The sequence below is a fragment of the Paraburkholderia sp. BR10923 genome, from assembly GCF_040948765.1.
Taxonomy (GTDB): Bacteria; Pseudomonadota; Gammaproteobacteria; order Burkholderiales; family Burkholderiaceae; genus Paraburkholderia; species Paraburkholderia youngii.
The window spans coordinates 146673-172597 of record NZ_JBFPKO010000018.1 but is presented as its reverse complement, the minus strand read 5'-3'; the positions used below and the strand labels follow the sequence as shown (position 1 = coordinate 172597).

Annotated in this window: 24 protein-coding genes and 2 pseudogenes; 19 read left to right on the top strand and 7 right to left on the bottom strand. The window is 64.2% G+C overall.

Annotation, left to right across the window (positions count from 1 at the left end; genetic code table 11):
* Positions 1-747: pseudogene (locus tag AB3X94_RS28440) on the bottom strand (adhesin); the annotation flags it as partial.
* Positions 748-762: 15 nt separating this feature from the next.
* Positions 763-1596: pseudogene (locus AB3X94_RS28435) on the bottom strand (ESPR-type extended signal peptide-containing protein); the annotation flags it as partial.
* Positions 1597-2792: 1196 nt separating this feature from the next.
* Here AB3X94_RS28435 and AB3X94_RS28430 point away from each other — a divergent pair.
* Together AB3X94_RS28430 and AB3X94_RS28425 are read left to right on the top strand one after the other, a co-directional pair.
* Positions 2793-3095: a helix-turn-helix transcriptional regulator gene (locus AB3X94_RS28430; RefSeq protein ID WP_176107853.1), complete on the top strand. Its 303-nt coding sequence runs from the start codon at positions 2793-2795 to the stop codon at positions 3093-3095.
* 83 nt (positions 3096-3178) lie between these two features.
* On the top strand, positions 3179-4237 hold the full coding sequence (locus tag AB3X94_RS28425) for an alkene reductase (protein ID WP_176107852.1): 1059 nt from the start codon (positions 3179-3181) through the stop codon (positions 4235-4237).
* A gap of 93 nt (positions 4238-4330) precedes the next feature.
* On the opposite strand, the gene AB3X94_RS28420 is transcribed toward AB3X94_RS28425, so the two are convergent.
* On the bottom strand, positions 4331-4858 hold the full coding sequence (locus AB3X94_RS28420; protein ID WP_368613334.1) for a GNAT family N-acetyltransferase: 528 nt from the start codon (positions 4856-4858) through the stop codon (positions 4331-4333).
* 151 nt (positions 4859-5009) lie between these two features.
* Between AB3X94_RS28420 and AB3X94_RS28415 the strand changes: the two genes are divergently transcribed.
* From AB3X94_RS28415 to AB3X94_RS28400, 4 genes are all read left to right on the top strand, one after another.
* Positions 5010-5657, top strand: a complete 648-nt coding sequence (locus tag AB3X94_RS28415; RefSeq protein ID WP_368613333.1) for a VTT domain-containing protein — start codon at positions 5010-5012, stop codon at positions 5655-5657.
* Between the two features lie 121 nt (positions 5658-5778).
* Positions 5779-6231: a MarR family winged helix-turn-helix transcriptional regulator gene (locus AB3X94_RS28410; protein WP_176107849.1), complete on the top strand. Its 453-nt coding sequence runs from the start codon at positions 5779-5781 to the stop codon at positions 6229-6231.
* Positions 6232-6276: 45 nt separating this feature from the next.
* Positions 6277-6843 carry an isochorismatase family protein gene (locus tag AB3X94_RS28405; protein ID WP_368613332.1) on the top strand — a complete coding sequence of 189 codons (567 nt, stop codon included), beginning with the start codon at positions 6277-6279 and terminating at the stop codon, positions 6841-6843.
* A 63-nt stretch (positions 6844-6906) separates the two neighbouring features.
* Positions 6907-8256 carry an MFS transporter gene (locus tag AB3X94_RS28400; RefSeq protein ID WP_184228333.1) on the top strand — a complete coding sequence of 450 codons (1350 nt, stop codon included), beginning with the start codon at positions 6907-6909 and terminating at the stop codon, positions 8254-8256.
* Positions 8257-8295: 39 nt separating this feature from the next.
* Here AB3X94_RS28400 and AB3X94_RS28395 read toward each other — a convergent pair whose 3' ends face one another.
* Positions 8296-9252 (bottom strand): LysR family transcriptional regulator, encoded by a 957-nt coding sequence (locus AB3X94_RS28395; RefSeq protein WP_368613331.1) that lies wholly within the window; start codon positions 9250-9252, stop codon positions 8296-8298.
* Between the two features lie 283 nt (positions 9253-9535).
* Between AB3X94_RS28395 and AB3X94_RS28390 the strand changes: the two genes are divergently transcribed.
* Genes AB3X94_RS28390 through aroQ form a run of 3 tightly spaced genes read left to right on the top strand, consistent with a single transcriptional unit; the run spans position 9536 to position 12550 of the window.
* Positions 9536-10939 (top strand): MFS transporter, encoded by a 1404-nt coding sequence (locus AB3X94_RS28390; RefSeq protein ID WP_176107845.1) that lies wholly within the window; start codon positions 9536-9538, stop codon positions 10937-10939.
* A gap of 50 nt (positions 10940-10989) precedes the next feature.
* A complete protein-coding gene (locus AB3X94_RS28385; protein WP_368613330.1) occupies positions 10990-12060 on the top strand; it encodes a Gfo/Idh/MocA family protein in 1071 nt (356 codons plus the stop codon).
* A gap of 52 nt (positions 12061-12112) precedes the next feature.
* Complete coding sequence (gene aroQ / locus AB3X94_RS28380) at positions 12113-12550, top strand: type II 3-dehydroquinate dehydratase (protein ID WP_013091411.1); 438 nt, start codon at positions 12113-12115, stop codon at positions 12548-12550.
* On the opposite strand, the gene AB3X94_RS28375 is transcribed toward aroQ, so the two are convergent.
* Positions 12547-13626 (bottom strand): hypothetical protein, encoded by a 1080-nt coding sequence (locus AB3X94_RS28375; protein WP_368613329.1) that lies wholly within the window; start codon positions 13624-13626, stop codon positions 12547-12549. The two genes, aroQ and AB3X94_RS28375, sit on opposite strands and share 4 nt — an antisense overlap.
* 117 nt (positions 13627-13743) lie before the next feature.
* Between AB3X94_RS28375 and AB3X94_RS28370 the strand changes: the two genes are divergently transcribed.
* The 3 genes from AB3X94_RS28370 to AB3X94_RS28360 all read left to right on the top strand — a co-directional run bounded on the left by AB3X94_RS28370 (position 13744) and on the right by AB3X94_RS28360 (position 16606).
* Entirely contained in the window at positions 13744-14649 is a 906-nt protein-coding gene (locus AB3X94_RS28370) for a LysR family transcriptional regulator (RefSeq protein ID WP_176124843.1), read from the top strand.
* Positions 14650-14748: 99 nt separating this feature from the next.
* On the top strand, positions 14749-15423 hold the full coding sequence (locus tag AB3X94_RS28365; RefSeq protein WP_368613328.1) for an HAD-IA family hydrolase: 675 nt from the start codon (positions 14749-14751) through the stop codon (positions 15421-15423).
* A gap of 34 nt (positions 15424-15457) precedes the next feature.
* Positions 15458-16606 carry a DSD1 family PLP-dependent enzyme gene (locus AB3X94_RS28360; protein ID WP_368613327.1) on the top strand — a complete coding sequence of 383 codons (1149 nt, stop codon included), beginning with the start codon at positions 15458-15460 and terminating at the stop codon, positions 16604-16606.
* A 9-nt stretch (positions 16607-16615) separates the two neighbouring features.
* Here the strand turns inward: AB3X94_RS28360 and hpaR are convergent, their stop codons facing one another.
* On the bottom strand, positions 16616-17023 hold the full coding sequence (gene hpaR, locus AB3X94_RS28355; protein ID WP_176107839.1) for a homoprotocatechuate degradation operon regulator HpaR: 408 nt from the start codon (positions 17021-17023) through the stop codon (positions 16616-16618).
* A 201-nt stretch (positions 17024-17224) separates the two neighbouring features.
* Between hpaR and AB3X94_RS28350 the strand changes: the two genes are divergently transcribed.
* The 7 genes from AB3X94_RS28350 to hpaI are packed head-to-tail and all read left to right on the top strand — an operon-like array spanning position 17225 to position 23187.
* Complete coding sequence (locus tag AB3X94_RS28350; protein ID WP_368613326.1) at positions 17225-17998, top strand: fumarylacetoacetate hydrolase family protein; 774 nt, start codon at positions 17225-17227, stop codon at positions 17996-17998.
* Positions 17995-18753 (top strand): fumarylacetoacetate hydrolase family protein, encoded by a 759-nt coding sequence (locus AB3X94_RS28345; RefSeq protein ID WP_368613325.1) that lies wholly within the window; start codon positions 17995-17997, stop codon positions 18751-18753. The genes AB3X94_RS28350 and AB3X94_RS28345 overlap by 4 nt, the downstream gene beginning before the upstream one ends.
* Positions 18754-18793: 40 nt before the next feature.
* Positions 18794-20251 (top strand): 5-carboxymethyl-2-hydroxymuconate semialdehyde dehydrogenase, encoded by a 1458-nt coding sequence (hpaE, locus tag AB3X94_RS28340; RefSeq protein ID WP_368613324.1) that lies wholly within the window; start codon positions 18794-18796, stop codon positions 20249-20251.
* A gap of 30 nt (positions 20252-20281) precedes the next feature.
* Positions 20282-21145 (top strand): 3,4-dihydroxyphenylacetate 2,3-dioxygenase, encoded by an 864-nt coding sequence (gene hpaD / locus AB3X94_RS28335; RefSeq protein WP_368613323.1) that lies wholly within the window; start codon positions 20282-20284, stop codon positions 21143-21145.
* Positions 21146-21164: 19 nt separating this feature from the next.
* Positions 21165-21563, top strand: a complete 399-nt coding sequence (locus AB3X94_RS28330; protein ID WP_368613322.1) for a 5-carboxymethyl-2-hydroxymuconate Delta-isomerase — start codon at positions 21165-21167, stop codon at positions 21561-21563.
* A gap of 6 nt (positions 21564-21569) precedes the next feature.
* Positions 21570-22373, top strand: a complete 804-nt coding sequence (hpaH, locus tag AB3X94_RS28325) for a 2-oxo-hept-4-ene-1,7-dioate hydratase (protein WP_368613321.1) — start codon at positions 21570-21572, stop codon at positions 22371-22373.
* Between the two features lie 10 nt (positions 22374-22383).
* A complete protein-coding gene (gene hpaI, locus AB3X94_RS28320) occupies positions 22384-23187 on the top strand; it encodes a 4-hydroxy-2-oxoheptanedioate aldolase (RefSeq protein ID WP_176107832.1) in 804 nt (267 codons plus the stop codon).
* A gap of 57 nt (positions 23188-23244) precedes the next feature.
* On the opposite strand, the gene AB3X94_RS28315 is transcribed toward hpaI, so the two are convergent.
* A complete protein-coding gene (locus tag AB3X94_RS28315; RefSeq protein WP_368613320.1) occupies positions 23245-25560 on the bottom strand; it encodes an EAL domain-containing protein in 2316 nt (771 codons plus the stop codon).
* Positions 25561-25925: the final 365 nt, after the last annotated feature.

The window sequence follows — 25925 nt, the reverse complement described above, 5'->3', positions numbered from 1 at the left end:
CACGCTGTCGACCTTCAGGTCGCGTGCCAGATCGAAGTTCACGTCGTTGCCGGCCGTGCTCTTGCTCACCGCGAGGTTGCCATCGGTGTTCTTCAGGTCGACCGTGCCGCCCGGCGCCACGTTCGTCGCGTTCGCGCCCTGCGCGCTCACGTTCCAGCCTGCGCTGGCCGTCTTGCCGACCTCGTCGAGCTGCTCCTTGTTCACCGCGTCGCCAGCGTCCACACCCGCCGCCACGTTGATGATCTTCCTGCCACCCGCGTCGATGCCACCCGTGGTGATGCTCGGGCCGTTCTTGATGGTCAGGCCGTCGTTGTTCACCACCGTGTCACCCATCGTCACGCTGTCGACCTTCAGGTCGCGTGCCAGATCGAAGTTCACGTCGTTGCCGGCCGTGCTCTTGCTCACCGCGAGGTTGCCATCGGTGTTCTTCAGGTCGACCGTGCCGCCCGGCGCCACGTTCGTCGCGTTCGCGCCCTGCGCGCTCACGTTCCAGCCTGCGTTGCTCGCCTGGCTGATCTGCTCAATTGCCTGGTTGGTTGCATACAGTTGCGAACCATTGACCGCATCGGTGCTCGTCGCACTCAGACGGCCGGCCGCCACGTTCGTGATCGTACGCTCGTTACCTCCGCTGCCCACGCTAACCGTGCTCGTCGGGTTCGCGCCGGCAAAGCTATAGTTCGTGCCACGAATGTTCGTGCCGCTCGTGCCCACCGCCTGTGCCGTCCGCGAATTCGCACCCAGTGCCACTGAATTCGCCGACGTTGCAACGGCGCCCGCACCAAGCGCAACCGAGACATCACCTGACGCCGCGGCGGACGTACCAACAGCTGTGCCCGCACCTCCATTTGCAGTGGCATAAGCACCAAGTGCCGTTGCTCCGTACGCTGACGACGTAGCTCGCGAACCGAGCGACGTAGCAAGATCTGCCGTCGAAGCAGCCTGATAACCAGCTGCAATTGCTTCCGGGCCCGAGGAAGTAGCCTCACCACCAAGCGCCACCGAGTCAGTTCCTGTCGCAGTGGTCTTATGGCCAAGTGCCATGGAGTCGACGCCAGATGCCACACCCCAGCTTCCGAGCACTATCGACCTATCAGCAGATGCCAACGCATTGAGTCCAACTGCAGTCGTATCTCTTCCGCTGGCGACAGCACTCGTACCGACCGCCGTCGCGCGGAAACCCGACGCCAACGAATAGGCGCCCAATGCCACGCCGAACCCAGCTTCGGCTGCCGCATGGTCTCCGAGCGCGACGCCACCTAGCTGCGCAGCAGCGCTAGATCCGACAGCAGTACTGCTGACGTTCGGCGGAGCAGGATAATTCGGATTGGCAAATTCCCAAGGGTTTGCGCACTCGCCGACCTGGCAGGGGTGCACCCACAGTTTTTCCACGCCGGCAACCGCGCCTTCGCCGGCCGCATAATGCGCCGTCTCAGCCTGCGCGCTGCCGACAAGCCCTTGACCCACTACAAACAAGGCCGCAGCTACGCTTGCAATCGCCGATGACTTGCTTCGCTTACCACGAGACGTCGTCAACTCTGAAGTTGCGACCCAGGTGCCACGGGATTCATTCCAGACACTTTTATACGACTTATTCATAATCCAATCCTTTCTCAAAACTAAAATTTGGCATCAGAGATTGCGACGTCCGCGTTATTCGTCGTCGCCCTTGGCCGCCGCGAAAGAGACGTTAATTTTTCTTTTCCTCTGAAATCTTTCACTTACCTACAAATCGTTTCTCAATACCGCGCATCATTCATGGCCACCCCGCCCGATGGGGGCGTGAACGAAAGAATTTGCATTTGAGGCATTAAAGAATTGCCTATGAACACAAAGATCGAAACGACTTGCTCACGACTAAAGTTCCGGATAATCTTATTTTTTTTGGATAAGCAAGATAATCAGCCTCGTCCTAAAGTCTCCACGCAAGACATAGGACAAAGCCGCAGGCTCGGCTTGATCGGCAAATGGTTTCCCATCGATTTTTTGATCTTCTCGTGATGAAAAGGAAAACAAGAGATAGGGCAAAAATTGGATGACTGTAGAAATGGAATTCGCCAGGTGTGAATCGCGGCAACGTGGCGACTGGACCGGGAAGATGGCGAAGTGAGCCCGACGGACGCGCTCGCGGCGTTCAAGACGGAACGATCAAGAGCGAGCAGATGCGAGCCGAACTGATGCCGCCGTTTAAATCTGCACCTGAACCAGATCTCGTAAAAGAGGCAACGGCGACTGGGTGCGGCAGGTGAGTTCGTCGCTGCCGGTGCTCTATCGAGCGACCTACCGTTTGATCTGAAATTGCTGCGTGCAACGATCGGCCGGACCTTGAATCGACGCCTCGAAAGAAGCGCTATTGGGGCAAGTTCGACTGTACGCACAGTTCGGCGGGTTTCGCTGCAGACCCCGCCTGTTAGGGTCGCGAGGTCGAGCTGCATGACCCATCAGTGCCAGGGAGCGAAACGGATCGATGATGGCGCGAAGTGCGCCTGTTCCTGTTCGACTTCGCGGGCCTGCGGGATCGTTAAGCCCCTGTACGCCCGCAAGAATCCAACACGGCAGCGCCAGTGACGCACTCATCGCGCCGGCACGGCGAGGCTGCAACTCGTAATTGCTCGTCAATCGCCGCGCACCGCCACTCAGCGCGAACAAAACTTCATGTCAATAACCTATCGCCCCATTCGCAGTAGTGCCTTCACCCATATCGCTAAATTACGATATATGATTCGTACTGTAGCGATGCAGTTGCGCGCACGCCAACCAGCGTGCCGCTTGTCGAACCCCCTGAAACCATCCACATGACGCCCGATTTCGATGCGATCCACAAAGCGCTGGCCAACCCGGTCCGCCGGGAGATTCTCGGCTGGCTGCGCGAACCGCAAGCGCATTTCGCCGATCAGGAGCTGCCGCTCGACCACGGCGTGTGCGCAGGCAAGATCGACGCGCGCTGCGGCCTGTCGCAGTCCACCGTGTCGGCGCACCTCGCCGCATTGCAGCGCGCGGGGCTCGTCACGTCGAAACGGGTCGGTCAATGGGTGTTTTTCAAACGCAACGAGCCCGTCATCCAGGCGTTCCTCGAATACATGAACACCACGCTCTGAGCACCGCACTCGCATCGCCGCGTTTCCTTTTTCACGCAGTTTTATGAGGCTCGGGCCCTGCCCGCCGCCAAAGGTGAACTCTCATGCCGACTCTTTTCGATCCCCTGCAAATTGGCGATATCACGCTGCCGAACCGCATTATCATGGCGCCGCTCACGCGTCAGCGCGCCGAGGAAATTCGCGTGCCGAACGCGCTGATGGCGCGCTATTACGCCGAACGCGCGAGCGCCGGCCTGATCCTCAGCGAAGCGACGTCGGTCACGCCGCAGGGCGTCGGCTACGCGGACACGCCGGGCATCTGGTCGCAGGAGCAGGTCGAAGGCTGGAAGCTCGTCACGCAGGCCGTGCACGACGCGGGCGGCAAGATCTTCCTGCAGTTGTGGCACGTCGGCCGTATTTCGGATCCGGTGTTCCTGAACGGCGAGTTGCCGGTCGCGCCGAGCGCGATCGCGGCCGGCGGTCACGTGAGCCTCGTGCGTCCCGAGCGTCCGTTCGTGACGCCGCGCGCGCTCGAGCTCGATGAAATCGCCGGTGTCGTCGAAGCATTCCGCAAGGGCGCGGAAAACGCCAAGGCCGCAGGCTTCGACGGCGTAGAAGTGCACGGCGCGAACGGCTATCTGCTCGACCAGTTCCTGCAGGACAGCACCAACAAGCGCACCGATGCCTACGGCGGCCCGATCGAAAACCGCGCGCGTCTGCTGCTCGAAGTCACCGACGCGTGCATCAGCGTGTGGGGTGCAAACCGCGTCGGCGTGCATCTCGCGCCGCGCCGCGACGCGCATACGATGGGCGACTCCGATCCGGCCGCAACGTTCGGCTATGTCGCGCGCGAACTCGGCAAGCGCAAGATCGCGTTTATCGCGGCGCGTGAAGCGCTCGGCGACGACCGCCTCGGCCCGCAGCTGAAGGAAGCGTTCGGCGGCCCGTACATCGTGAACGAGAAGTTCACGAAGGAAACCGCGCAGCAGGTGCTCGACGCCGGTGAAGCGGATGCGGTGGCCTGGGGTCAGCTGTACATCGCGAATCCGGATCTGGTGCGCCGCTTCGCTGAAGATGCGCCGCTGAACAAGCCGGTTCCGGCGACGTTCTATGCGCGTGGTGAAATCGGCTACACCGATTATCCGGCGCTGGAAGCGGTGTAATCGGCAGTGACAGCGGGCTCATGTCCGCTGTATGAAATGATGAAGCGGCGGGCGCGACTGAATTTCAGCCACGGCCGCCGCTTTTTTTGCGCGCTAGACCAGATCGCGCTGCATGAACACCCGTTTCGACTCATCGAGCCCGCGCGCGATATGCGCGTCGCGCCGCGCGAGCAATGCCGCGTCGAGCTCTACTGTGGCGAGGTCGCGAAAGCCGAGCCGCCGGTAGTACGGCGCGTTCCACGGCACGTCGCGATACGTCGACAGCACGAGTTGCGTCAATTGCCGCGCCCGCGCGATTCGCGCGACCTCTTCGATCAATGCCGCGCCGATGCGCCTACCCGCGTGCGAGGTCAGTACATCGAGCTCCTGAACGTAGACGCGCGCCGGCTGCGGCTCGAACATCACGAAGCCCACGCAAATCTCCTGCTGATCGAGCGCGACGATGATCTCGCGCGCATCGATCTTGCGCTCGACGACCTCGCGCGCCATCGGCGGTGCGTCGGCGATTCCGGTCATGCCGACGCCGACGAAACGCAGGCCCGCTTCGAATTCGATGGCACGAATCGATTCCGCTTCGTGCGGCGCGGCAAAACGGAAGGTGATGACGGAGTCGCGCGACATGGCCTTGCATCTGATGAAGACGACCCGAGTTTGACATCGGCGCGGCAACATCGACAAGCGTCAAACGACATAAACTCGCGCAAGCACCCTGCACCCACGCTCGCGGGACTACACTCATCAGATCCGAACGCCACCCGAGGCTCATGCCAACATGAACCTGATGAATGTGCTGCAGATCGCGCTGCACCTCGACCAGCACCTGAGTACGCTGATCGTGCAATTCGGCACGGCAATCTACGCACTGCTGTTCGTCGTCGTGTTCGTCGAATACGGTTTTCTGCCGCTGTTCTTTCTACCCGGCGATCCGCTGATTTTCATCTGCGGAGCGCTCGCGGCCACCGGCGCATTGAACGTGTGGATCATCGCGCCCTTGCTGTTCGTCGCGACGGTGGGCGGCAGCATCGTCGGGTACGCGATTGGCCACGCGGTCGGCGACAAGGTCTACACCCGCAATTACTACTGGCTGAACCGCAATGCGCTGAGCCGCGCCCACGCGTTCAGCGAAGCGCGCGGCCGCCTGACCTTCCTGCTGTCACCTTACATCGCCGTAGTGCGCACGTTCGCGCCATTCGCCGCGGGCGTGTCGCAAATGATGTTCTCGCGGTTCGTCACGTTCGTCACCGCCGGCGCGGCGCTGTGGATCGTGTCGCTGATCGCGGCCGGCTATCTGTTCGGCAACGTCCCGGTGGTGCGCGAGCATCTGAGTTCGCTGGTGTTGCTGGGCCTCGCGCTCGGCGGTGCGATGCTGGCCGGCGCCGCGGCATGGCGCTTTTTCAACCGGCGGATGCGGGCGCGTTGAGCGCGATCGTCGCGCCGCCCTCGCGTACGGCGTCCCGTCACATCAAATCTTGACCCGAGCGAAATACGAAGGTAGCCTTAGCAGGATACCTTCAGATCATGTCATCGCGCGAGCTCATCGCATGAGCAAGTCCCCTCTCCCCGTTACGCAGGAAGAACTCCATACGCTGGCCGAAGACCTGCGCGTGCTGGTGGGCAAGCTACGCCGGCGTCTGCGCGAAGAGTCGCATGTCGGCGACTTCACGCCGTCGCAGGTGCAGGTGCTGAATTTGCTGGAACGCGAAGGCCCGGCCACGGTCACCGCGCTCGCGCGCGCCCACGGCATGCGTCCGCAGTCGATGGGAGAAACGCTCGCGGCATTGAAAGCCGCGGGGCTCGTCAACGGCGCGCCCGATCCCAACGATGGACGGCAGACGGTTCTATCGCTGACGCCGTCCTTTCGCAAGAAGGTCAAGGCGAGCCGCGCGGCGCGCGAAGACTGGCTGTATCGCACGATTCAAACGCGCTTCACGCAAGCCGAACAGCAACAGCTCGCGACGGGCGTCGATCTGCTGAAACGCCTCGTCGATTTGTAACTCGCGATGCGCGCACGCGCGTCTCGCCACTCGCAGGAGCACCTCATGGCACTCACTACCCTCGATGCCAAAACCGCACTGGTCGTCGTCGATCTGCAGCGCGGCGTCGTCGCGTTGCCCACCGCGCCCCATCCGGCCGGCGAGATCGTCGAACGCTCGGTTACGCTGCTCGACGCGTTCCGCCGCCACGGCCTGCCGGTCGTGCTCGTGAACGTCACCGCCGGCGCACCGGGCCGCACCGACCAAGGTCGCCACTCCGCCGACTTCCCGGCCGGTTTCGCCGATCTGCTGCCCGAACTGAAACAGCAGCCGTCGGACCATCTGGTCACGAAGCGCACGTGGGGCGCCTTCACCAACACCGATCTGGCCTCGTATCTGCAACAACAAGGCGTCACGCAAGTGGTGCTCGTCGGTATCGCGACCAGCATCGGCGTCGAATCGACCGCGCGTTTCGCGAGCGAGGCCGGCCTGAACGTCACGCTCGTCGTCGACGCGATGACCGATCTGAACGCCGACGCGCACACCAACAGCATCACGCGCATCTTCCCGCGCCTCGGCGAAACCGGCACGACGCAGGAAGTGCTCGATCTGCTCGAACGCTCGCGTGCTTAAAGCCCGAATTGAAGCGAGTCACTACCCGCATGCCGTCCACCCCGCGTTGAGGACACCCCTGCCGTGAGCACCACGTTCCGTTCGCTGCGCATATTCAACTATCGTGTCTGGGCGAGCGGCGCGCTCGTCTCGAACATCGGCACGTGGATGCAGCGCACGGCACAGGACTGGCTCGTGCTCACCGAGCTTACGCATCACAACGCGACGGCGGTGGGCATCGTGATGTCGCTGCAATTCGGCCCGCAGATGCTGTTGCTGCCGCTCACCGGCTACGCGGCCGATCACTTCGATCGCCGCAAACTGCTGTTCGCGACGCAGACGGCGATGGGCACGCTGGCACTGGCGCTCGGTCTGCTCACGGTCACGGGGCTCGTGCAGCTATGGCAGGTCTACGTGTTCGCGGGGCTGCTCGGCTGCGTGACCGCGTTCGATTCCCCCGCGCGTCAGACCTTCGTATCCGACCTCGTCGGCGAACGCGATCTCGCCAACGCGGTCGGGCTGAACTCCACGTCGTTCAACGCCGCGCGTATGCTCGGCCCGGCGGTCGCGGGTCTGCTGATCGCGTCGGTGGGCAGCGGCTGGGTGTTTCTCATCAATGCGCTGTCGTTCGTCGCGGTGCTCGGCGCGCTGCGCATGCTGCGGCTCGACCAGTTGCATATCAAGCCGCGCAATGTGCGCTCGCGCGGCAGCTTCGTCGAAGGCTTCAAATATGTGTGGACGCGTCCCGATCTGAAGGCGGCGCTCCTGATGCTGTTCCTGATCGGCACCTTCGGCCTGAACTTCCCGATTTTCATCTCGACGATGTCCGTCACCGCGTTCCGTGCCGGCGCCAGCGAGTACGGCCTGCTCAGTTCGACGATGGCGATCGGCTCGGTCACCGGCGCACTGCTCGCCGCGCGCCGCGCGCGGCCCACCATCGGGCTGCTGCTCGGCGCGGGCGCGATATTCGGCATCGGCTGCACGACAGCCGCGCTGATGCCGAACTACGTGCTGTTCGGCATCGTGCTGGTCGTGATCGGCGTGTCGACGCAGACCTTCACCACCTCGACCAATAGCCTCGTGCAACTGACCACCGAGCCCGCGATGCGCGGCCGCGTCATCGCGATCCTGCTCGCAATCGCGCTCGGCACCACACCGCTCGGCGCGCCGGTGGTCGGCTGGGTCGCCGACCGTTTCGGCCCGCGCTGGGCGCTCGGCGTCGGCGCGGCATCGGGCTTCGGCGCGGCGCTCGTCGGTCTTGTCTATCTGATGCGATACCGGCAGTTGCGCTTCTATCGTGAAGGCTGGCGCCTGCGTTACAGCATCGAAGACCCGCGGCCCGTCACGGCCGCCACGGTGTTTCCCGACTCCGTCACGACGCTTCAGCGCAGCGAGCTCGACGCGGCGGAAGAGGATACGGCATCGAGCGTGTAAGCACGCAAGCGGTGAGCGCCGGACCCAGGCAGGCGCAGTTCAGAGTCCGCCCACGCCGCGCGTCACCAGTGCATACGGTCCGTGTGTCAGCTGCTCCCTGAGAAACTCGATGCACACCTGAATCCGCGCCGACGACGACAAGCGCTCGGCCGTCACCGCCCACACATCGGCGGATTGCTGATAGTCGGGCAGCACGCGCACCAGTTCGCCCGCGCGCAGGCTCTCGGCCACGTCCCAGACCGACACCATCACGATCCCGTAGCCCTGCTTCGCCCACTGCACGACGATGTCGCTCAGATTCGACGCGACCGTGCCCGTCACCTTCACGCTCTTTTCGCCGTGCGGCCCACTGAGACGCCAGACCCCGAAGCGGTCGTCGCGGCCGCGAAACAGCAGGCAATCGTGGCCGGTCAGATCGTTGAGTTCGACCGGCGCGCCGTGCTGCTCGAGATAAGCCGGTGACGCGCACAGAATGCGCGCGCTCTCCACCATCTTGTGCGCGATCAGATGCGGCTCCTGCACTTCGCCCACGCGCACGTCGATATCGAAGTTCTCGCCGACCACATCCGCGCGCCGATCCAGCAGTTCGAGCCAGATTTCGAGGTTCGGGTGACGCTCGCGCAGCATCGCGAGAATCGGCGACACGTGCTTGCGGCCGAGCCGCAAACTCGTGCTGATGCGCAATAGGCCGCTCAGCTCGGTGCGGCGATCGGCGAACGCGTCGGCCATGCCCTGCACGTCATCGAGGATTTTTTGCGCCCATTGCAGCGCGGCTTCGCCGTCGCTCGTTACGCTGACGCGGCGCGTGGTGCGCTGAAAGAGCTTCACGCCCAGACCGGCTTCGAGCATTGCGATGCGCTTGCTCACATGCGACGGCGACAGCCCCATCTCCGTCGAGGCCGCGACAAAACTGCCGCGCCGCGCGATATGACAGAACAGTTGCAGATCGCGCAGGAAGGATTCATTCGTGGCTGTGAGCGCATTCTGATTTTGCATCTGGACGCATTGTGTCGGCGCATAACGCTATTACCCTAGCTCCAACGGATTGGTTGGGCAAGGGCCGGTCGTTTGAATGCCGGTCTGAATGCAATGCCCCGCGCGATGAGACATGGTTAACCCGCAGTGCGCCGCGGCGGCGCATGACATGCGTCGACCATGCCGTTGTGCTGCACCGCGGCAAGGAGATCAGGAAAATCCTGGCTTGCGCGGTGCCCGTTTAAAAGCGCCAATGATTCAGCCGTAGAAGCTGACAAAAAACATTTCCCATTCAGGAGACGACATGCAAACGAACGCATCGGCAAGTAGCGGGCATAGCTCGCAGGCGCGCAAGGCAACCGCCAGCGGCTGGATCGGCTCGGCACTCGAGTACTACGACTTCTTCATCTATGCGCAGGCCGCCGCGCTCATCTTTCCTCAACTGTTCTTCCCTTCCGGCAACCCCAAGATCGCGATCGTCGCATCGCTCGCAACCTACGGCGTCGGCTACGTCGCGCGGCCGATCGGCGCAATCGTGCTCGGGCACTGGGGCGATACACACGGCCGCAAGAATGTACTGCTGCTCTGCATGTTCCTGATGGGCCTATCGACGATGGCGGTCGGTTTGCTGCCGACTTATCACCAGATCGGCTTTCTTGCGCCGGTGCTGCTCGTCGTGCTCCGGCTGATCCAGGGCTTCGCGGTCGCTGGTGAAATCTCGGGCGCCAGCTCGATGATCCTCGAGCACGCGCCATTCGGACGACGCGGCTATTACGCGAGCTTCACGCTGCAAGGCGTGCAGGCAGGCCAGATTCTCGCCGCCGCGGTATTCCTGCCGCTCGCGTATTACATGGACGACGCCTCGTTCAACTCGTGGGGCTGGCGCATTCCGTTCCTGCTCAGCGCGATCGTGCTGATCGCCGGCTACATCATCCGCCGCGAAGTCCACGAAACGCCGGCGTTCGAGAAGGAAGGCGCGAGCGGCGGTGTGCCGCGCTCGCCGATCGTCGAAGCGTTCAAGTACAACTGGCGCGACATGCTGCGCGTCGTGCTGTGCTCGCTGATGAACGTGATCCCGGTCGTCGCGACGATTTTCGGCGCGGCCTACGCGGTGCAGCCATCGTACGGGATCGGCTTTTCGAAGAGCCTGTATCTGTGGATTCCGGTGATCGGCAACATCGTCGCGGTGCTGGTGATTCCGTACGTGGGCAATCTGTCCGACCGGATCGGGCGGCGTCTGCCGATCATCGTCGGCTCGCTCGGCGCCGGGCTGCTTTCCTTCGCGTATCTGTACGCGATCAGCATTCACAACGTGCCGCTCGCGATGGTGATGTCGATCCTGATGTGGGGCGTCATCTATCAAGGCTACAACGCGATCTTCCCGAGCTTCTACCCGGAACTGTTCCCGACGCGTTCGCGCGTCTCCGCGATGGCGATCGGCCAGAACATCGGCACGACGATCACCGCGCTGCTGCCGGCTCTGTTCGCGTACGTCGCGCCGCCGGGATCGCACAACGTGCCGCTGACGATCGGCGCGATCACGTTCGGCATTACGATCGTCTGCGCGATCGCCGCATGGAGCGCGCGCGAGAACTTCCGTGTGCGGCTCAGCGACCTCGGCGAAAAGAACGTCGTGCCGATGGACAAGCTCAGCTACGAAACGATGCGCGCGCAAAGCATGGCCGCGGGAAAAAAGGCCGTTGCTTGAGCCCGCTTGCCGGTTAGCGCGTCTAATCAGTACTTTCAGGGAACCCGCTCATGACCAGCACCCGGATCGCCGTCGCCGGCGCGGGCTACATCGGCCGCGCTCATATGGCGGTCGCGCAGCAAAGCGACGCGTGCACGCTGTCGGCGATCGTCGATCCGTCGCCCGCGGCCGCCGCGCTCGCGGCCGAGGCGGGCGTGCCGCTGTTCCGCACGCTCGACGAGCTGCTCGAACGCGATCGCCCCGACGGCGTGATTCTCGCAACGCCGAACCAGCTGCACGTCGAACACGCGTCGCGTTGCCTCGCGGCGCGCGTGCCGACGCTGCTCGAAAAGCCGATCGCGCCGAGCGTCGACGAAGCGGAAACGCTCGCCGCCGACGCCGAGCGCAGCGGCGTGCCGCTGCTGATCGGCCATCATCGCGCGCACAGTCCGATCATGGCGCGCGCGCGGCAGCTGATCGACGAGGGACGGCTCGGCAAGCTCGTCGCGGTGATGGGCAGCGCGGTGTTCTTCAAACCCGACGAGTACTTCGCCGACGCCGAGTGGCGGCGCCAGCCCGGCGGCGGTCCGATCCTGCTGAACATGATTCACGAGGTGCACAACCTGCGCATGCTGTGCGGCGACATCGTCGCCGTGCAGGCCTTCTCGTCGCATGCCACGCGCGGCTTTCCGGTCGAGGATACGGTCGCGATCAACCTGCGCTTCGCGAACGGCGCGCTCGGCAGCTTCATGCTGTCCGATACCGCCGCGAGCGCGCGCAGCTGGGAGCAGACGTCGCAAGAGAACAAGGCCTATCCGTCGTATCCGGACGAAGACTGCTACGCGATCGCGGGCACCTTCGGCTCGCTCGCGGTACCGACGATGCGCCTAAAGACCTACGCCAAGGCCGCGGACCGCTCGTGGTGGAAGCCGTTCGACGTCAGCGTCGCCGACATGACGCGCGACGATCCGCTAAAGCTGCAGCTCGAGCATTTCGTGCGCGTGATTCACGGCAAGGAGCCGCCGCTCGTCAGCGCGCAGGACGGTTTGCAGAATCTGCGTATCACCGAGGCGATCGTCGAAGCGGCGAGGACCGGCGCGGTCGTCGATACGACCCGCGCTGTCGCGGCGGCGGTCCACTAAAACAAGCTGAAGTCGCGTCGATACTACTCAGTTGATCACTCAGGATGGCTATATGAAAACATTCGTGATGCTGCACGGCATCAACCACAACATGTTCGGCAAGCGCGATCCCGCGCAATACGGCACCATCACGCTCGAAGAAATCGACGCACGGCTGCGCGCGCTCGGCGACGAGCTCGGCGTGCGGGTCGACAGCTTTCAGACCAATAGCGAAGCGGCGATGTGCGAGCGCATTCACCAGGCGTTCACCGACAACGCCGACGGCGTGCTGATCAATGCCGGCGCATGGACGCACTACAGCTATGGCATTCGCGATGCACTCGCGATCCTGACCGTCCCGGTGGTCGAGATCCACATGTCGAACATTCACGCGCGCGAAGCGTTCCGGCATCAGTCGGTGTTCGCGGAGATCGTCAAAGGGCAGATTTGCGGCTTCGGCGTGGACAGCTATCTGCTCGGGCTGCGCGCGGCGGTGTCGGCGGCGGGCTAGCGCCACGTTTCGGTCAGCTCGTTGGCCAGCACCATTTTGTGGCGGACCACCTCGACGAAGGCCGGGTCGATACCCGGCTGCGCCTTCAGAAATTTCAGCGCGGCGGAGTGCACGGCGCGCAACGCGCCGCCGTCGATGCCCGTCATGCGCGCCGCGCTGCGCCGCGTTTCAACGACCAGATCGCGCGCGCTCGTGAAGTCGGGTGCCAAGCCGCATTGCGCGTCGAACGCGGCGCTCAGACTGGTCGCGTAGCCGCGCGACTCGCCGAGCCGCTCCATATCGATCAGCAGATCGACGCCCTCACCCATGCGCAGCGCGCAGAGAATCCACAACGCGATGAACGCGCGATACGCGTTGTCGCTGTCCACCGTGCGCGCGAACTGCTCGCACGCGACCGCATAGGCGTCATCAGGCATCGGCGGCAGCGGCGGCAGGCGCACGCCGCACACGCCGATCGCCTCGCTCACCAGCGGATCGATCTGATTCAGACCGAGCACGCGAAACGGCGCGGCGACAAAAAACGCATTGCTCCATTGCTGCCGCAGGAGCCAACCCGACGCGAACTGAGACGCGGGATTGCGCAGCACGCCCACGTGCAGCGCCTCGGCAAACGCGCGCTTCAGCCACGGCAGACGACCGCCCGTGCGGCAAAACTTGAACACGGGCACGCGGCCCTGCTCGATCGTGTGTGCGCTCAGCGCGCGCAAATAGGCCTGCAGTGACGGGAATGTCGCATCGGGCTCGCGCGTAAAGCGATCGATGCTGAAGCGCCGGTCGTAACCCGCGACGCCGCGCGCGTCTTCGCGCAAAAACGGCCGGTATTCGTCGAAGTATGGCGCGGCGAGCGGCGGGTGCCCCGAGGTCAAGGTCGGCCGCGAGGCGGGCACGTCGGCGAGCTTGAGATCGGCGAGCACGTTGCTGAGCGGCTCGTAGAAACCGGCCGCGCCTTGGAGCTCGCGCAGCCGCGACCACACCCACGTGCCCGCGCTGCGCCAGCCCGTATGCAGAAAAACCGCCTGTTTCAGCGGAGTATTGGGCGCTGCGTCGTTCGCGGACGACTCATGAGGCAACGACATGGGACTTCTCTTCCAATGATTGAATCGATAGACCGGAAGCGCCACTTTACCCTGTGATCGATCGGGACGCATTATGCTGCTGGATTCCACGCTCCGCCATTGCACCCACCTCCCCTCATGAACGATTCGGCCGATATCCGCTTCCTGCTCACACTGCGCGCGAGCGGCAGCCTGATCGCCGCCGCGCGGCGGCTCGCGCTGTCGCCGTCGGCGGTCACGCAGCGTCTGCAGCAACTCGAAAAGAAGCTCGGCGCGCAGCTCGTGAACCGCAGCGCGCGCCGCCTGCAATTCACCGACGAAGGCCTGCTGCTGTGCGAGCGCGGCGCCGAGCTGATCGCGCAGTTCGACGCGTTGTTCGACGATCTGCAAACTCGCCGCGGCGGCCTCGTCGGCACGCTGAAGATCAATGCGCCGCTCGGTTTCGGACGACGCCATCTGGCGCCGCTGATCGGCGAGTTCCAGCACCAGAACCCCGATATCGACGTCGCGCTGACGCTGTCCGACCGGCCGTTGACCGAAACGCTCGATCGCTTCGATATCGTCGTGCATATCGGCGAACTGCCGCTGTCGAACCTGATCGGCTATACGATCGCGCCGAACGCGCGTTTCGTCTGCGCGGCGCCCGCGCTCGTCAAGCGAATCGGCCAAGCCGAATCGCCGGAAGCGTTGAGCCGGCTGCCCTGCATCGTGCTGCGCGAAAACAACGAGGACGTGTCGCTGTGGCAGTTCAGCAAGGGCCGCACGCGCCGCAGCGTGCGCGTGTCCGCGCATCTGAGCTGCAACGACGGTGACGTGATCCGCCAATGGGCCTGCGAGGGACGCGGCGTGATTCTGCGCTCCGAATGGGACGTCGCAGACGACCTTGCGAAGGGCAAACTCGTGCGTCTGCTGCCGGGCTGGAAAGCGCCGGATGCGAACGTGATCGCGCTCACGCATCAGCGCACGGGGCTGCCGGCGCGCACGCGCCATTTCATGCAGTATCTGCAAAGCCGCTTCAGGCCGCTGCCACCGTGGCGACGATGATTCAGTTCGTCTGAATCTAAGAGTCATCCCATCTGAACGCTGACGACCTGTCGAAAACCTATAATCGACTCATCCTCAACAGCCGGCCCACATGCAATCATGACTGCTGCCGCCCACGCCACCGACACCCCCGCCTACCCCGACGCGGTGCTGTTCGACCTGCTCACCGCCCTGCTCGACTCGTGGACCTCGTGGAACCGCGCGGCAGGCTCCGACGAAGCGGGCCGCGCATGGCGTGCCGCCTATCTGCGGCTGACGTACGGCTGCGGCCGGTACGTTCCCTACGAACAACTGGTGCGGGAGGCCGCCTCGCAAGTCGGTTTGTCCGAGGCGGCCGCGAACGCGCTCGAAACGGACTGGCTGAACCTGAAGCCGTGGCCTGGCGCGCTCGATGCATTGCGCGCGCTCGCGCCGCACTGCAAGCTCGCGGTCGTCACCAACTGCTCGACGCGGCTCGGCTTGCAGGCGGCCGCGCTGTTGCCTGTGCGGTGGGACGCGATCGTGACCGCCGAGGAAGCCGGCGTCTACAAGCCGGACCCGCTCCCGTACCGCCTCGCGCTCGACGAGCTCGGCGTCGAACCGCGGCGCGCCGCCTTCGTCGCCGGGTCGAGCTACGACATGTTCGGCACCGCGGCCGTGGGTCTGCGGACCTACTGGCACAACCACGTCGGCCTCCCGCTCGTTGCGGGTGCGCAAGCGCCCGAGGTCGAAGCGGCATCGCTCGACGGGCTCGTGCCGTGGCTCGCAAGCTTTGGCCGCGATCGTCGTCATTGACCCTGGAACCTCACCTCGTTCCTCAGGTGCAAACATGAAACTCGAACAGATCGAAACCCCGGCCGCGTTGATCGACGTCGCGCGGATGCAGAAGAACATCGCTCGGATGCAAGGGCGGATGAATGCGCTCGGCGTCGCGTTCCGGCCGCATGTGAAGACCACCAAGTGCATCGACGTCGTGCGCGCGCAGATCGCCGCCGGCGCGCGCGGCATCACAGTATCGACGCTGAAGGAAGCGGAAGCGTTCTTCGCGGCCGGCGTCGACGACATCCTGTACGGCGTCAGCATGGTTCCGTCGAAGTTGCCGCGCGCGCTCGCGCTGCGTCGTCAGGGCTGCGATCTGAAGCTGGTGGTCGACAACCCGACCGCCGCCGCGGCGATTGCCGGGTTCGGCGACCAGCACGGCGAAACATTCGAGGTCTGGATCGAGGTCGATACGGACGGCCATCGCTCCGGAATCCAGCCTGAACAGCAGACGCTGCTCGACGTCGGGCGGATTCTGCACGAGAACGGTGTGAAAGTCGGCGGAGTGATGACCCATGCGGGTTCGAGCTATGAGTTGAATACGCGTGAAGCGCTCGCCGCGCTCGCGGAGCAGGAACGCGCCGGCTGCGTGCGCGCCGCCGAGCGGCTGCGCGAAGCGGGCATCGCGTGTCCGGCGGTCAGCGTCGGTTCGACGCCGACCGCGCTCGCCGCACGCAATCTCGAAGGCGTCACCGAGGTGCGGGCCGGCGTCTACGTGCTGTTCGATCTGGTCATGCACAACGTGGGCGTTTGCACGCTCGATGACATCGCGCTCAGCGTACTCACGACCGTGATCGGTCATCAGGAAGACAAAGGCTGGGCGATTCTCGACGCGGGCTGGATGGCGCTAAGCCGCGATCGCGGCACCTCGCGGCAGTCGCACGATTTCGGCTATGGGCAGCCGTGTTTGCTCAATGGCACGTTGCTGCCGGGCTATGTCGTGAGCGGCGCCAACCAGGAGCACGGGATTCTTGCGGCGGCTCAGGCCGATCCGCACGCCGATGCACAGAGCGACGACATCGCGCAGCGCTTTCCGATCGGTATGAAACTGCGCATCATGCCAAACCACGCGTGCGCGACCGGCGCACAGTTTCCCGAATATCACGCGGTCGCACCGGACGGCAGCAGCGTCGCGTGGCAGAGGTTTTACGGCTGGTAAGCCGCCGCGTCACTCATCCTCTTCCGACAACCCCGCCAGCAAATCGTCGACCGCGCGATACACGCGCTCGACGATCTCCGGTCCCACCTTGCGCTCGAGTTCGCGATAGTGCGCCTCGAGATCCTTCGAAATCACCCGCACCAGTTTGACGCTCGTATCGGTCAGCGACACGAGTACGCGTCGCTGATCCTCCGCGAAACGTTCCTTCGTCACGAGCTCCATGCTCTCCATGCGCGCGAGCACGCCGGCCATGCTCGGGCTCGAAATCGTGCAGATGTCGGAGATCTGGCGCGGCTCCATCGGGCCGTGCTCGTTGAGCGCACGAATCACTCGCCATTGCTGCTCGGTGAGTCCGTGCGCGGTGATCAACGGACGAAAACGCTCCATCATTTTTTCGCGAGCGCGTAACAACAGCATCGGCAGATTGCGGTGCAAAACTCGGGTGGACGCAGCGGACATGTTGGCAAGGAATCGGTAAGAAAAGCTGTCGAAGCTTACGGGAAAACCCGCGATCAACCGACAGCCTATTGACCGTCAATCATATCAAGCCGGATACTACTAACATCTTAGTGTTTTCGCCGAACTTTCGCTGAAATCTCGTCACGAGGCTGCGCACCTATGTTTGCCCTTGCCGATCATCTATTGCATCCCGAAGGCGACGCGCTGCCTCGCGACGTGGACGCGCACACCGCGGCCGCGTTGCTCGCGCGCGGCGTCGCGTGTCGCGCGCCGGTTAGCGGCGCGGTGTATGGAGTCCTGCTTAACGATCGCGCCGCCTTGAACGCGCTGGGCGACGCAATGCATGCGGCACCGTACAAGGCGCCGCCGAAAGCGCCGATTCTGTATCTGAAGCCGCGCAATACGCTCGCCGGGCATCGGGCGCGCGTGGTCGTGCCGGATGACGCGCTCGGCGTCGAGGTCGGCGCGTCGCTCGGCATCGTGATCGGTCGCACCGCGACGCGTGTCGGCGTCGAGTGCGCGGCGGACTATATCGCTGGCTATACGCTGGTCGGAGATCTGAGCGTGCCGCATACCAACGTGTATCGCCCGAACGTACGGCTGCGCGCACGCGACGGCTTCTGCGTGATCGGACCCGCGCTCGTCGCCGCGCGCCATGTCGCCGCGCCGGATCGGCTCGGCATCGCCGTCTCGCTGAACGGTGGCGAACCGTTTATGGCGAGCACCGCATCGTCGGTGCGCAACGTCGCGCAATTACTCGCCGACGTCACCGACTTCATGACGCTGAACGCGGGCGACGTGCTCACGCTCGGCGTGCGGCACGGCTCGCCGGTCGCGCATGTCGGCGATACCGCCACGCTGTCGATCGGTACGCTGCCGCCCTTGACCGTCTCGTTCGTGAGCGTCGCTCAACACCACGGAGAACAATCATGATGCGCGGCCGCGTTGCCTATGCGGGAGCGATTCACGAAGCGTATCTGCACGCGCAGGGTGTCCGTCTCGCCGACGGCCGCGTGTGTCGCGAGGACGAAGTGGTCTGGCTCGCCCCGATCGAAGTCGGCACCATCTTCGCGCTCGGCCTGAACTACGCGGAGCACGCGAAGGAACTGCAGTTCAGCAAGCAGGAAGAGCCGCTGGTATTTCTGAAGGGACCGGGCACGGTACTCGGCCATCGCGGCGTTACGCGCCGCCCCGCCGACGTCACGTTCATGCACTACGAGTGCGAGCTCGCGGTCGTGATCGGGCGAACCGCGCAAAACGTCGCGCGTGAAGACGCGATGCAGCACGTGGCCGGCTACATGATCGCGAACGACTACGCGATTCGCGACTACCTCGAAAACTACTATCGCCCGAATCTGCGCGTGAAGAATCGCGACGGCGGCACGGTGCTCGGCCCCTGGTTCGTCGACGCCGCCGACATCGCCGACGTCACGCAGCTCGAGCTGCGCACGTTCGTCAACGGCACGCGTCAGCAGTGCGGCAATACGCGCGATCTGGTCACCGACATTCCCGCGCTAATCGAATATCTGAGCGGTTTCATGACGCTTGCTCCAGGCGACGTGATCCTCACCGGCACGCCCGAAGGCATCGTCAACGTCAACGCGGGCGATGAAGTCGTCTGCGAGATCGACGGCCTCGGCCGCCTGGTCAACACGATCGCATCGGACGCGGACTTCGGCCGCGCCTGATGGACAGCAAAAACCCAGCGAACAGCAAAAGGACAAGGCAATGCCGATCGACCATCTGATCAACGGCGAGATGTGCACCTCGAGTGACTACTTCGAAACCGTCAATCCAGCCACGCAGGAAGTGCTCGCCGAAGTCGCGCGCGGCGGTGCGAAAGAAGTCGATGCGGCCGTGCAAGCGGCCAAAGGCGCGTTCCCCGCCTGGGCCGCGAAACCCGCTGCGGAACGCGCGAAGCTGATCCGCAGACTCGGCGAGCTGATCACGAAGCACGTACCGGAAATCTCGGAGACCGAAACGAAGGACACCGGTCAGACGATCTCGCAGACGCGCAAGCAACTGGTGCCGCGCGCGGCCGACAACTTCAGCTATTTCGCCGAGATGTGCACGCGCGTCGACGGCCACACGTACCCGACCGACTCGCATCTGAACTACACGCTGTTTCATCCGGTCGGGGTGTGCGCGCTGATCTCGCCGTGGAACGTGCCGTTCATGACGGCAACCTGGAAGGTCGCGCCCTGCCTCGCGTTCGGCAACACCGCCGTGCTGAAGATGAGCGAGCTGTCGCCGCTGACCGCGTCGATGCTCGGCAAGCTCGCGCTCGAAGCGGGCATTCCGGCGGGCGTGCTGAACGTCGTGCACGGCTACGGCAAGGAAGCGGGCGAACCGCTCGTCGCGCATCGCGACGTGCACGCGGTGTCGTTCACCGGGTCGACCGCGACCGGCAATCGCATCGTGCAAGCCGCGGGCCTGAAGAAGTTCTCGATGGAGCTTGGCGGCAAGTCGCCGTTCGTGATCTTCGACGATGCCGACTTCGAACGCGCGCTCGATGCCGCGGTGTTCATGATCTTCTCGAACAATGGCGAGCGCTGCACCGCGGGCTCGCGCATTCTCGTGCAGCGCTCCATCTACGCGCACTTCGCGGAGCGCTTTATCGAGCGCGCGAAGCGTCTGACGGTCGGCGATCCGCTCGCAGACAGCACGATCGTCGGCCCGATGATCAGCCAGGGGCATCTCGCGAAGGTACGCAGCTATATCGAACTCGGCCCGAAGGAAGGCGCGACGCTCGCGTGCGGCGGCCTCGATACGCCCGAGTTGCCCGACGCCTTGCGTCACGGCAACTTCGTCACGCCGACCGTGTTCGTCGACGTCGACAACCGCATGCGCATCGCGCAGGAAGAGATCTTCGGACCGGTCGCATGCCTGATTCCGTTCGACGATGAAGCCGAGGCGATCCGTCTCGCCAACGATATTTCGTATGGTCTGTCGAGCTATATCTGGACCGAGAACACGGGCCGCGCGTTGCGCGTGGCGGCCGCCGTCGAAGCCGGCATGTGCTTCGTGAACAGCCAGAACGTGCGCGATCTGCGTCAGCCGTTCGGCGGCACGAAAGCGTCGGGCGTGGGCCGCGAAGGCGGCACATGGAGCTATGAAGTGTTCCTCGAACCGAAGAACGTCTGCGTGTCGCTCGGCTCGCATCATATTCCGCGCTGGGGCGTCTAACCGCGACATCGAAAAGACTGGGAGACCGCGATGGGCAAGCTCGCGCTGGCAGCAAAAGTCACACACGTGCCGTCGTTGTATTTATCCGAGCTGGACGGTCCGCACAAGGGTTGCCGTCAGGCCGCGATCGACGGACACCACGAAATCGGCCGACGCTGTCGCGAACTCGGCGTCGATACGATCGTCGTGTTCGACGTGCACTGGCTCGTGAATAGCGAATACCACATCAATTGCGCGCCGAAATTCGAAGGCGTGTACACGAGCAACGAGCTGCCGCACTTCATCAGGAACATGCCGTACGCGTACCCGGGCAATGTCGGGCTCGGTGAGCTGATCGCGGAAGTCGCCAACGAAATGGGCGTGAAAAGCCGCGCGCACAGCGAGACCACGCTCGAACTCGAATACGGTACGCTGGTGCCGATGCGCTATATGAACGGCGATCAGCACTTCAAGACGGTGTCGGTTGCGGGCTGGTGCATGTGGCACGACCTCGCAACCAGCGCGCGCTTCGGCCTCGCGGTGCGCAAGGCCATCGAAGAACGCTACGACGGTACCGTGGCCATTCTCGCGAGCGGCTCGCTGTCGCATCACTTCGCGAACAACGGCACCGCCGATCAGTTCTTGCACAAAGTCTGGAGCCCGTTCCTCGAACAGATGGATCGCAGCGTGGTGCGCATATGGGAAGCCGGCGACTGGAAGACCTTCTGCGACATGCTGCCGCTCTACAACGAGAAATGCTGGGGCGAAGGCGGCATGCACGATACCGCGATGCTGCTCGGTGCGCTCGGCTGGGATCGTTACGACGGCAAGGTCGAAGTCATCACGCCTTATTTCGGCAGTTCGGGCACCGGTCAGATCAACGCGATCTTCCCGGTCACGCCGCTACCCGTCTGACACTCGCGAGGAAATCGCCATGCCTCACTTGACACTCGAATACAGCGCCAACCTCGCGGATGCTCAACGGCTCAGCGAACTCTGCAAAGACCTCGCGCAGTGCCTCGACGCGCAGCGCGACAACGGCGAGCGCGTCTATCCGCTCGGCGGCATTCGCGTGCGCGCGCTGCGCTGCGAACAGTACTGCATCGCCGATGGGCGTCCCGACGCCGCGTTCCTGCACGCAAACCTGAAGATCGGCGCGGGTCGCTCGGAGGCCGTCAAGAAGGTGACCGGCGACGCGCTGTTCGCGCTGATCAAGCAGTGCTTCGCCGCTGAGTTCGAAAGGCAGGGGCTCGCGTTGTCGCTCGAAATCAACGAGTTCAGCGAAGCTGGCACCTGGAAGCACAACAATCTGCATGCGCGGCTCAAGGGCTGACACATCATGCTAGACGAACAAACCATCCGCGACCTCGCCGCGCAACTCGATCACGCGGAAAAGACCCGCACGCAGCTGCGCCATTTTTCCGCGCAGTATCCGCAGATGACCGTACAGGACGGCTACGCGATTCAACGCGAGTGGGTCAAGCTGAAACTCGCCGAAGGCCATGTCATCAAGGGCAGGAAGATCGGCCTGACGTCGCGCGCGATGCAGCGCTCGTCGCAGATCGACGAACCCGACTACGCGCCGCTGCTCGACAGCATGTTCATCGACAGCGGCCAGGACATTCGCGCGGATCGTTTCATCGCGCCGCGCGTCGAAGTGGAACTCGCGTTCGTGCTGAACAAACCGTTGAAGGGGCCAGGCGTCACGCTGTTCGATGTGCTCGACGCGACCGCCTATGTAACGCCGGCCATCGAAATCATCGACGCCCGCATCGAGCAGTTCGATCGCGAAACGCGCGCGCCGCGCAAGGTGTACGACACGATCTCCGACTTCGCCGCCAACGCGGGCGTCGTGCTCGGCGGCAGGCCCGTGCGTCCGCTCGACGTCGACCTGCGCTGGGTCGGCGCGCTGCTGTACAAGAACGGCGCGGTCGAGGAAAGCGGGCTCGCGGCGGCGGTGCTCAACCATCCGGCCACCGGCGTCGCGTGGCTCGCCAACAAGATTGCTCCGTACGACGAATCATTGAACGCGGGCGACGTCATCCTGAGCGGCTCATTCACGAGCCCGATTCCGGCCCGCGCGGGCGACACGTTCCACGTCGACTATGGCCCGCTGGGCGGCATCGGTTTGAATTTCATCTGAGAGCAACGACATGTCCTTGCCGACCAACCCCTTCAAACGCGCACTCGCTGACGGCAGGCCGCAGTTCGGCTTGTGGGCCGCGCTCGCCGACGCCTATGTGACCGAACTGCTCGCCACCGCCGGTTTCGACTGGCTGCTGATCGACAACGAGCACGCGCCGAACGACGTACGCAGCACGCTGTCGCAGTTGCAGGCGGTCGCCGCGTATCCGTCGCATCCGGTCGTGCGGCCGGTGAAGAGCGACGCCGCGCTGATCAAGCAGTTGCTCGACATCGGCGCGCAAACGCTGCTGCTGCCGATGATCGACACGGCCGCGCAGGCGCTCGATGCGGTCGCGGCCACGCGCTATCCGCCGCTGGGCATTCGCGGCGTCGGCAGCGCACTCGCGCGCGCGTCGCGCTGGAATCGTGTGCCCGACTATCTGAACACCGCCGCCGACGAACTGTGCGTGATCGTGCAGGCGGAAACCGTGCAGAGCCTCGACAGTCTCGCGGAGATCGCGCGCGTGGATGGCGTCGATGGCGTGTTTTTCGGGCCGTCGGACCTGAGCGCGTCGATGGGATTGCTGGGCAAACCGGGCGACGCACGCGTGCGCGACGCGATTCGCCGCGGCATCGATACCGTGCGCGGCGCTGGCAAGGCCGCGGGCGTGCTCGCACCCGATCCCGCGCTGGCGGCTGAATATCTGGCAGCGGGCGCGAGCTTCGTCGCGGTCGGCACGGACACCGGCTTGCTGAGTCGCGCAGCCGCGGACCTCGCCGCGTCGTACAAAAACACGGCGGCGATGGCACCGCAGGTCAAAGGCGGGTATTAGCGCAAAAGCGGACGCAAAAGCCGCGGGCCGCCCCCCATCCGCGCTCGCGGCCTTCCCCTACTCCCCCGCCGGCCAGGGCAAGCCTCGCGCCGACCAATCCAGCTCGACCCCCATCACACAGCGCCCGTTCGCCAATTGCACGGCCAGTGTCACCGCGATGCACGGCCGCCCGCTCGCGAGCGACAGATACGGATTACTGGTGATCGCCTCGCCGGGCAGCAGCACCGCATTGCGGAAGTACGGCCGATGATCCCAGCGCGCATCGCGCGGATTCGCGACCGGCTGCAGCGACGCGGCGTCCTTGCACCATGCCGGCCCGCGCACCTCATGACCGATCTGGCGGCCGGTATCGTCGAGAAGGAAGCAGCTGATGCAGCGCTTGAAGGTCGCGAGCAGCGCGAACGCGTCGTCCATCGTGACGCCGGCGCGCAAGCCGTCGGCCGCGCGCCGCAGTTCGACCCGGTACGGCTCCAGCTCGGATTCGAACAACGCATACTGATGCGCGCGGCCCTGCGCGATGACGTCGAATGCATCGTCGATCTGGCGATGCACCGACTCGGGCGGCGCGATCTCGACAGCGGGCCGCCCGAGCAGATAGCCCTGCGCGAAATCGACATTCGACTCGACCGCGAGAATCAGCTCGTCGGTCGTCTCGACACCTTCGACGACCACCAGCATCCCCGCCTGATGCAGCAGCGAGACCAGCTTCGGCAGGATCGGCTGCTGCGTGCCGTGCGTGGTCGCGCGAATCAGCTCGCCGTCGAGCTTCACGATGTCCGGCCGAATCCGCAGCAGCCGGTCGAGGTTCGACTGGCCCGCGCCGAAGTCGTCGACGGCGATCAGGAAGCCGTGCTGGCGATAGCGCGCCGCCGCGCGCGACATCTCGTCGACGCTGCTGCCATGCGATTCGAGGATCTCCAGAATCACGCGCTCGGGTTCGAGCCCCGCGGCGCGCACGATCTTCGTCAACTGGTCGGCATAGCCGTCGGCGACGAAGGTGGACGGCAGGATGTTCAGGAACAGCCACGCATCGCCGGGCAGCGCGCGGCGCGCGTTGCCGAGATGCACCGCGTGGCTCGCGCGGTCGAGCGCGCCTTCGTCGCTCGACGGCTTCGGCGCGAACATCACGACCGGCGGCACCAGCGTGCCGTCGTCGTGCTCACCGCGCAGCAGCGCCTCGAAACCGACCTGCTTCTGATGCGACAGGCTGTAGAGCGGCTGGAAGTGCGAGATCAGATAGAAGTCTTCCCAGCGGTAACGCGGCGCAAGCACGTCGTCGAACGGCAGCTGCAGCGCGTCGAACGGTAGCGCGCGCTCCGCGCAGACACGGTTGCGGCCCGTCTGCTTCGCCCGCAGCAACGCTTCGTCCGCGCGATCGAGCAGCACCATGAAGCTTTCGCCGCGCCGGTGCTCGGCCACGCCGAAGCTCGCGGTGAGATTGCCGTCCGGCCGTTCGATCGCGGAGATGTCGAGGCGCAGCCGCTCGGCGAATTGCAGCGCGCCGGTGAGGTCGTCGTCGATCAGCAGCGCGAACTCTTCGCCGCCGATGCGGCTCACGCTGTGGTAAAGCGCGACCGCGTCCTTCAGCACCTGCGCGACCTGAAACAGCGCATGGTCGCCGACCGCATGGCCGAAGCGGTCGTTGAGCGACTTGAAGCTGTCGATGTCGAGGAAGATCGCGCTGATCTGCGCGCCCGGCGCCAGCGTCTCAAGTCGTGCCTCCGCGTGCTTGACGAACGAGCGGCGGTTTTGCAGGCCCGTCAGAGAATCGGTCGCGGCGAGCTGCGCGAGCTGGCTTTCGAGCAGAAAGTGATTGCGCCGGAAATGGTAGAAGGCGAAATGGAACACCGCCGTCGTCGGCGCGCCGATTGCGATGACCCACGTCCACACGGCCACGTCGACCTCGGGCGCCTGAGATTTGCCGCGCAGCAACGCGATCGCCACCGCGTAGAACAGCGCGCTGCCGGTGGCGAAATGCGCGGGCGTGAGCCATATCGGCGCCGCGCAGATCGGTATCACGACGAACGCCGGCAAGAGCCACGGCAACGGCTGTGCCAGGCCTTGCGCATTCAGCACGAGCCCGCCGATCAGCACCAGCTCGTATGCGACGCAGATTGCGCCGAACAGCGCCGTCGATTTCGTGGATGGGATCGCCAGTACCAGCAGCGCAAGCACGAACGCGCACAGTAGCCGGTATCCGAGCGGCGCGGCCGGCGCGCCGACCAGTTCGCGCGCCGCCACCATCGACAGGAACGCAAGCACCGTGAAGCCCAGCTTCACGAGGGCAAGCGGCCGCTGATGCTCGAGCGAGCGCCGGTGAAAGCGCTCACGCATACTCGGCTGGGACAGGTGCTGCGTTGGGATGGCAGACATAGAGGCTGATCAGGCTGGGTTTCCGGTCACTCCGCCAATGGTTATCGGCAAACGTTCGATAAACATTTATGGCTAACGTTCGCCGCGTACCCATTACGAATTGTTTTGAATCGGAGATCGTTCTCGGCCCTGCCGGCAAGCGACGATAACTTTCATTACGATTTCAGGCAATGCCGCAATTCGATTCGCGCGAATTACCACTCGCCGAATGCATGATTTCTATGTTGCGCAAGTCTTTTTGCATGAAGCGAAGGCAAACGTTTCAATTTAGTTTGAATCAGCAAAAATTACGTAATTCATGTGTCTCGAATGCGCATCAATGGAAATTGGCTAAAAGTCACTGTCTTAAGTAGACTTCTGACGAG

Bases quoted from the DNA above. Each gene is read 5' to 3' on its own strand.
- AB3X94_RS28430 (WP_176107853.1), top strand. From the start codon at position 2,793: ATGACGCCCGATTTCGATGCGATCCACAAAGCGCTGGCCAACCCGGTC.
- AB3X94_RS28425 (WP_176107852.1), top strand. From the start codon at position 3,179: ATGCCGACTCTTTTCGATCCCCTGCAAATTGGCGATATCACGCTGCCG.
- AB3X94_RS28420 (WP_368613334.1), bottom strand. From the start codon at position 4,858: ATGTCGCGCGACTCCGTCATCACCTTCCGTTTTGCCGCGCCGCACGAA.
- AB3X94_RS28415 (WP_368613333.1), top strand. From the start codon at position 5,010: ATGAACCTGATGAATGTGCTGCAGATCGCGCTGCACCTCGACCAGCAC.
- AB3X94_RS28410 (WP_176107849.1), top strand. From the start codon at position 5,779: ATGAGCAAGTCCCCTCTCCCCGTTACGCAGGAAGAACTCCATACGCTG.
- AB3X94_RS28405 (WP_368613332.1), top strand. From the start codon at position 6,277: ATGGCACTCACTACCCTCGATGCCAAAACCGCACTGGTCGTCGTCGAT.
- AB3X94_RS28395 (WP_368613331.1), bottom strand. From the start codon at position 9,252: ATGCAAAATCAGAATGCGCTCACAGCCACGAATGAATCCTTCCTGCGC.
- AB3X94_RS28390 (WP_176107845.1), top strand. From the start codon at position 9,536: ATGCAAACGAACGCATCGGCAAGTAGCGGGCATAGCTCGCAGGCGCGC.
- AB3X94_RS28385 (WP_368613330.1), top strand. From the start codon at position 10,990: ATGACCAGCACCCGGATCGCCGTCGCCGGCGCGGGCTACATCGGCCGC.
- aroQ (WP_013091411.1), top strand. From the start codon at position 12,113: ATGAAAACATTCGTGATGCTGCACGGCATCAACCACAACATGTTCGGC.
- AB3X94_RS28375 (WP_368613329.1), bottom strand. From the start codon at position 13,626: ATGTCGTTGCCTCATGAGTCGTCCGCGAACGACGCAGCGCCCAATACT.
- AB3X94_RS28370 (WP_176124843.1), top strand. From the start codon at position 13,744: ATGAACGATTCGGCCGATATCCGCTTCCTGCTCACACTGCGCGCGAGC.
- AB3X94_RS28365 (WP_368613328.1), top strand. From the start codon at position 14,749: ATGACTGCTGCCGCCCACGCCACCGACACCCCCGCCTACCCCGACGCG.
- AB3X94_RS28360 (WP_368613327.1), top strand. From the start codon at position 15,458: ATGAAACTCGAACAGATCGAAACCCCGGCCGCGTTGATCGACGTCGCG.
- hpaR (WP_176107839.1), bottom strand. From the start codon at position 17,023: ATGCTGTTGTTACGCGCTCGCGAAAAAATGATGGAGCGTTTTCGTCCG.
- AB3X94_RS28350 (WP_368613326.1), top strand. From the start codon at position 17,225: ATGTTTGCCCTTGCCGATCATCTATTGCATCCCGAAGGCGACGCGCTG.
- AB3X94_RS28345 (WP_368613325.1), top strand. From the start codon at position 17,995: ATGATGCGCGGCCGCGTTGCCTATGCGGGAGCGATTCACGAAGCGTAT.
- hpaE (WP_368613324.1), top strand. From the start codon at position 18,794: ATGCCGATCGACCATCTGATCAACGGCGAGATGTGCACCTCGAGTGAC.
- hpaD (WP_368613323.1), top strand. From the start codon at position 20,282: ATGGGCAAGCTCGCGCTGGCAGCAAAAGTCACACACGTGCCGTCGTTG.
- AB3X94_RS28330 (WP_368613322.1), top strand. From the start codon at position 21,165: ATGCCTCACTTGACACTCGAATACAGCGCCAACCTCGCGGATGCTCAA.
- hpaH (WP_368613321.1), top strand. From the start codon at position 21,570: ATGCTAGACGAACAAACCATCCGCGACCTCGCCGCGCAACTCGATCAC.
- hpaI (WP_176107832.1), top strand. From the start codon at position 22,384: ATGTCCTTGCCGACCAACCCCTTCAAACGCGCACTCGCTGACGGCAGG.
- AB3X94_RS28315 (WP_368613320.1), bottom strand. From the start codon at position 25,560: ATGTCTGCCATCCCAACGCAGCACCTGTCCCAGCCGAGTATGCGTGAG.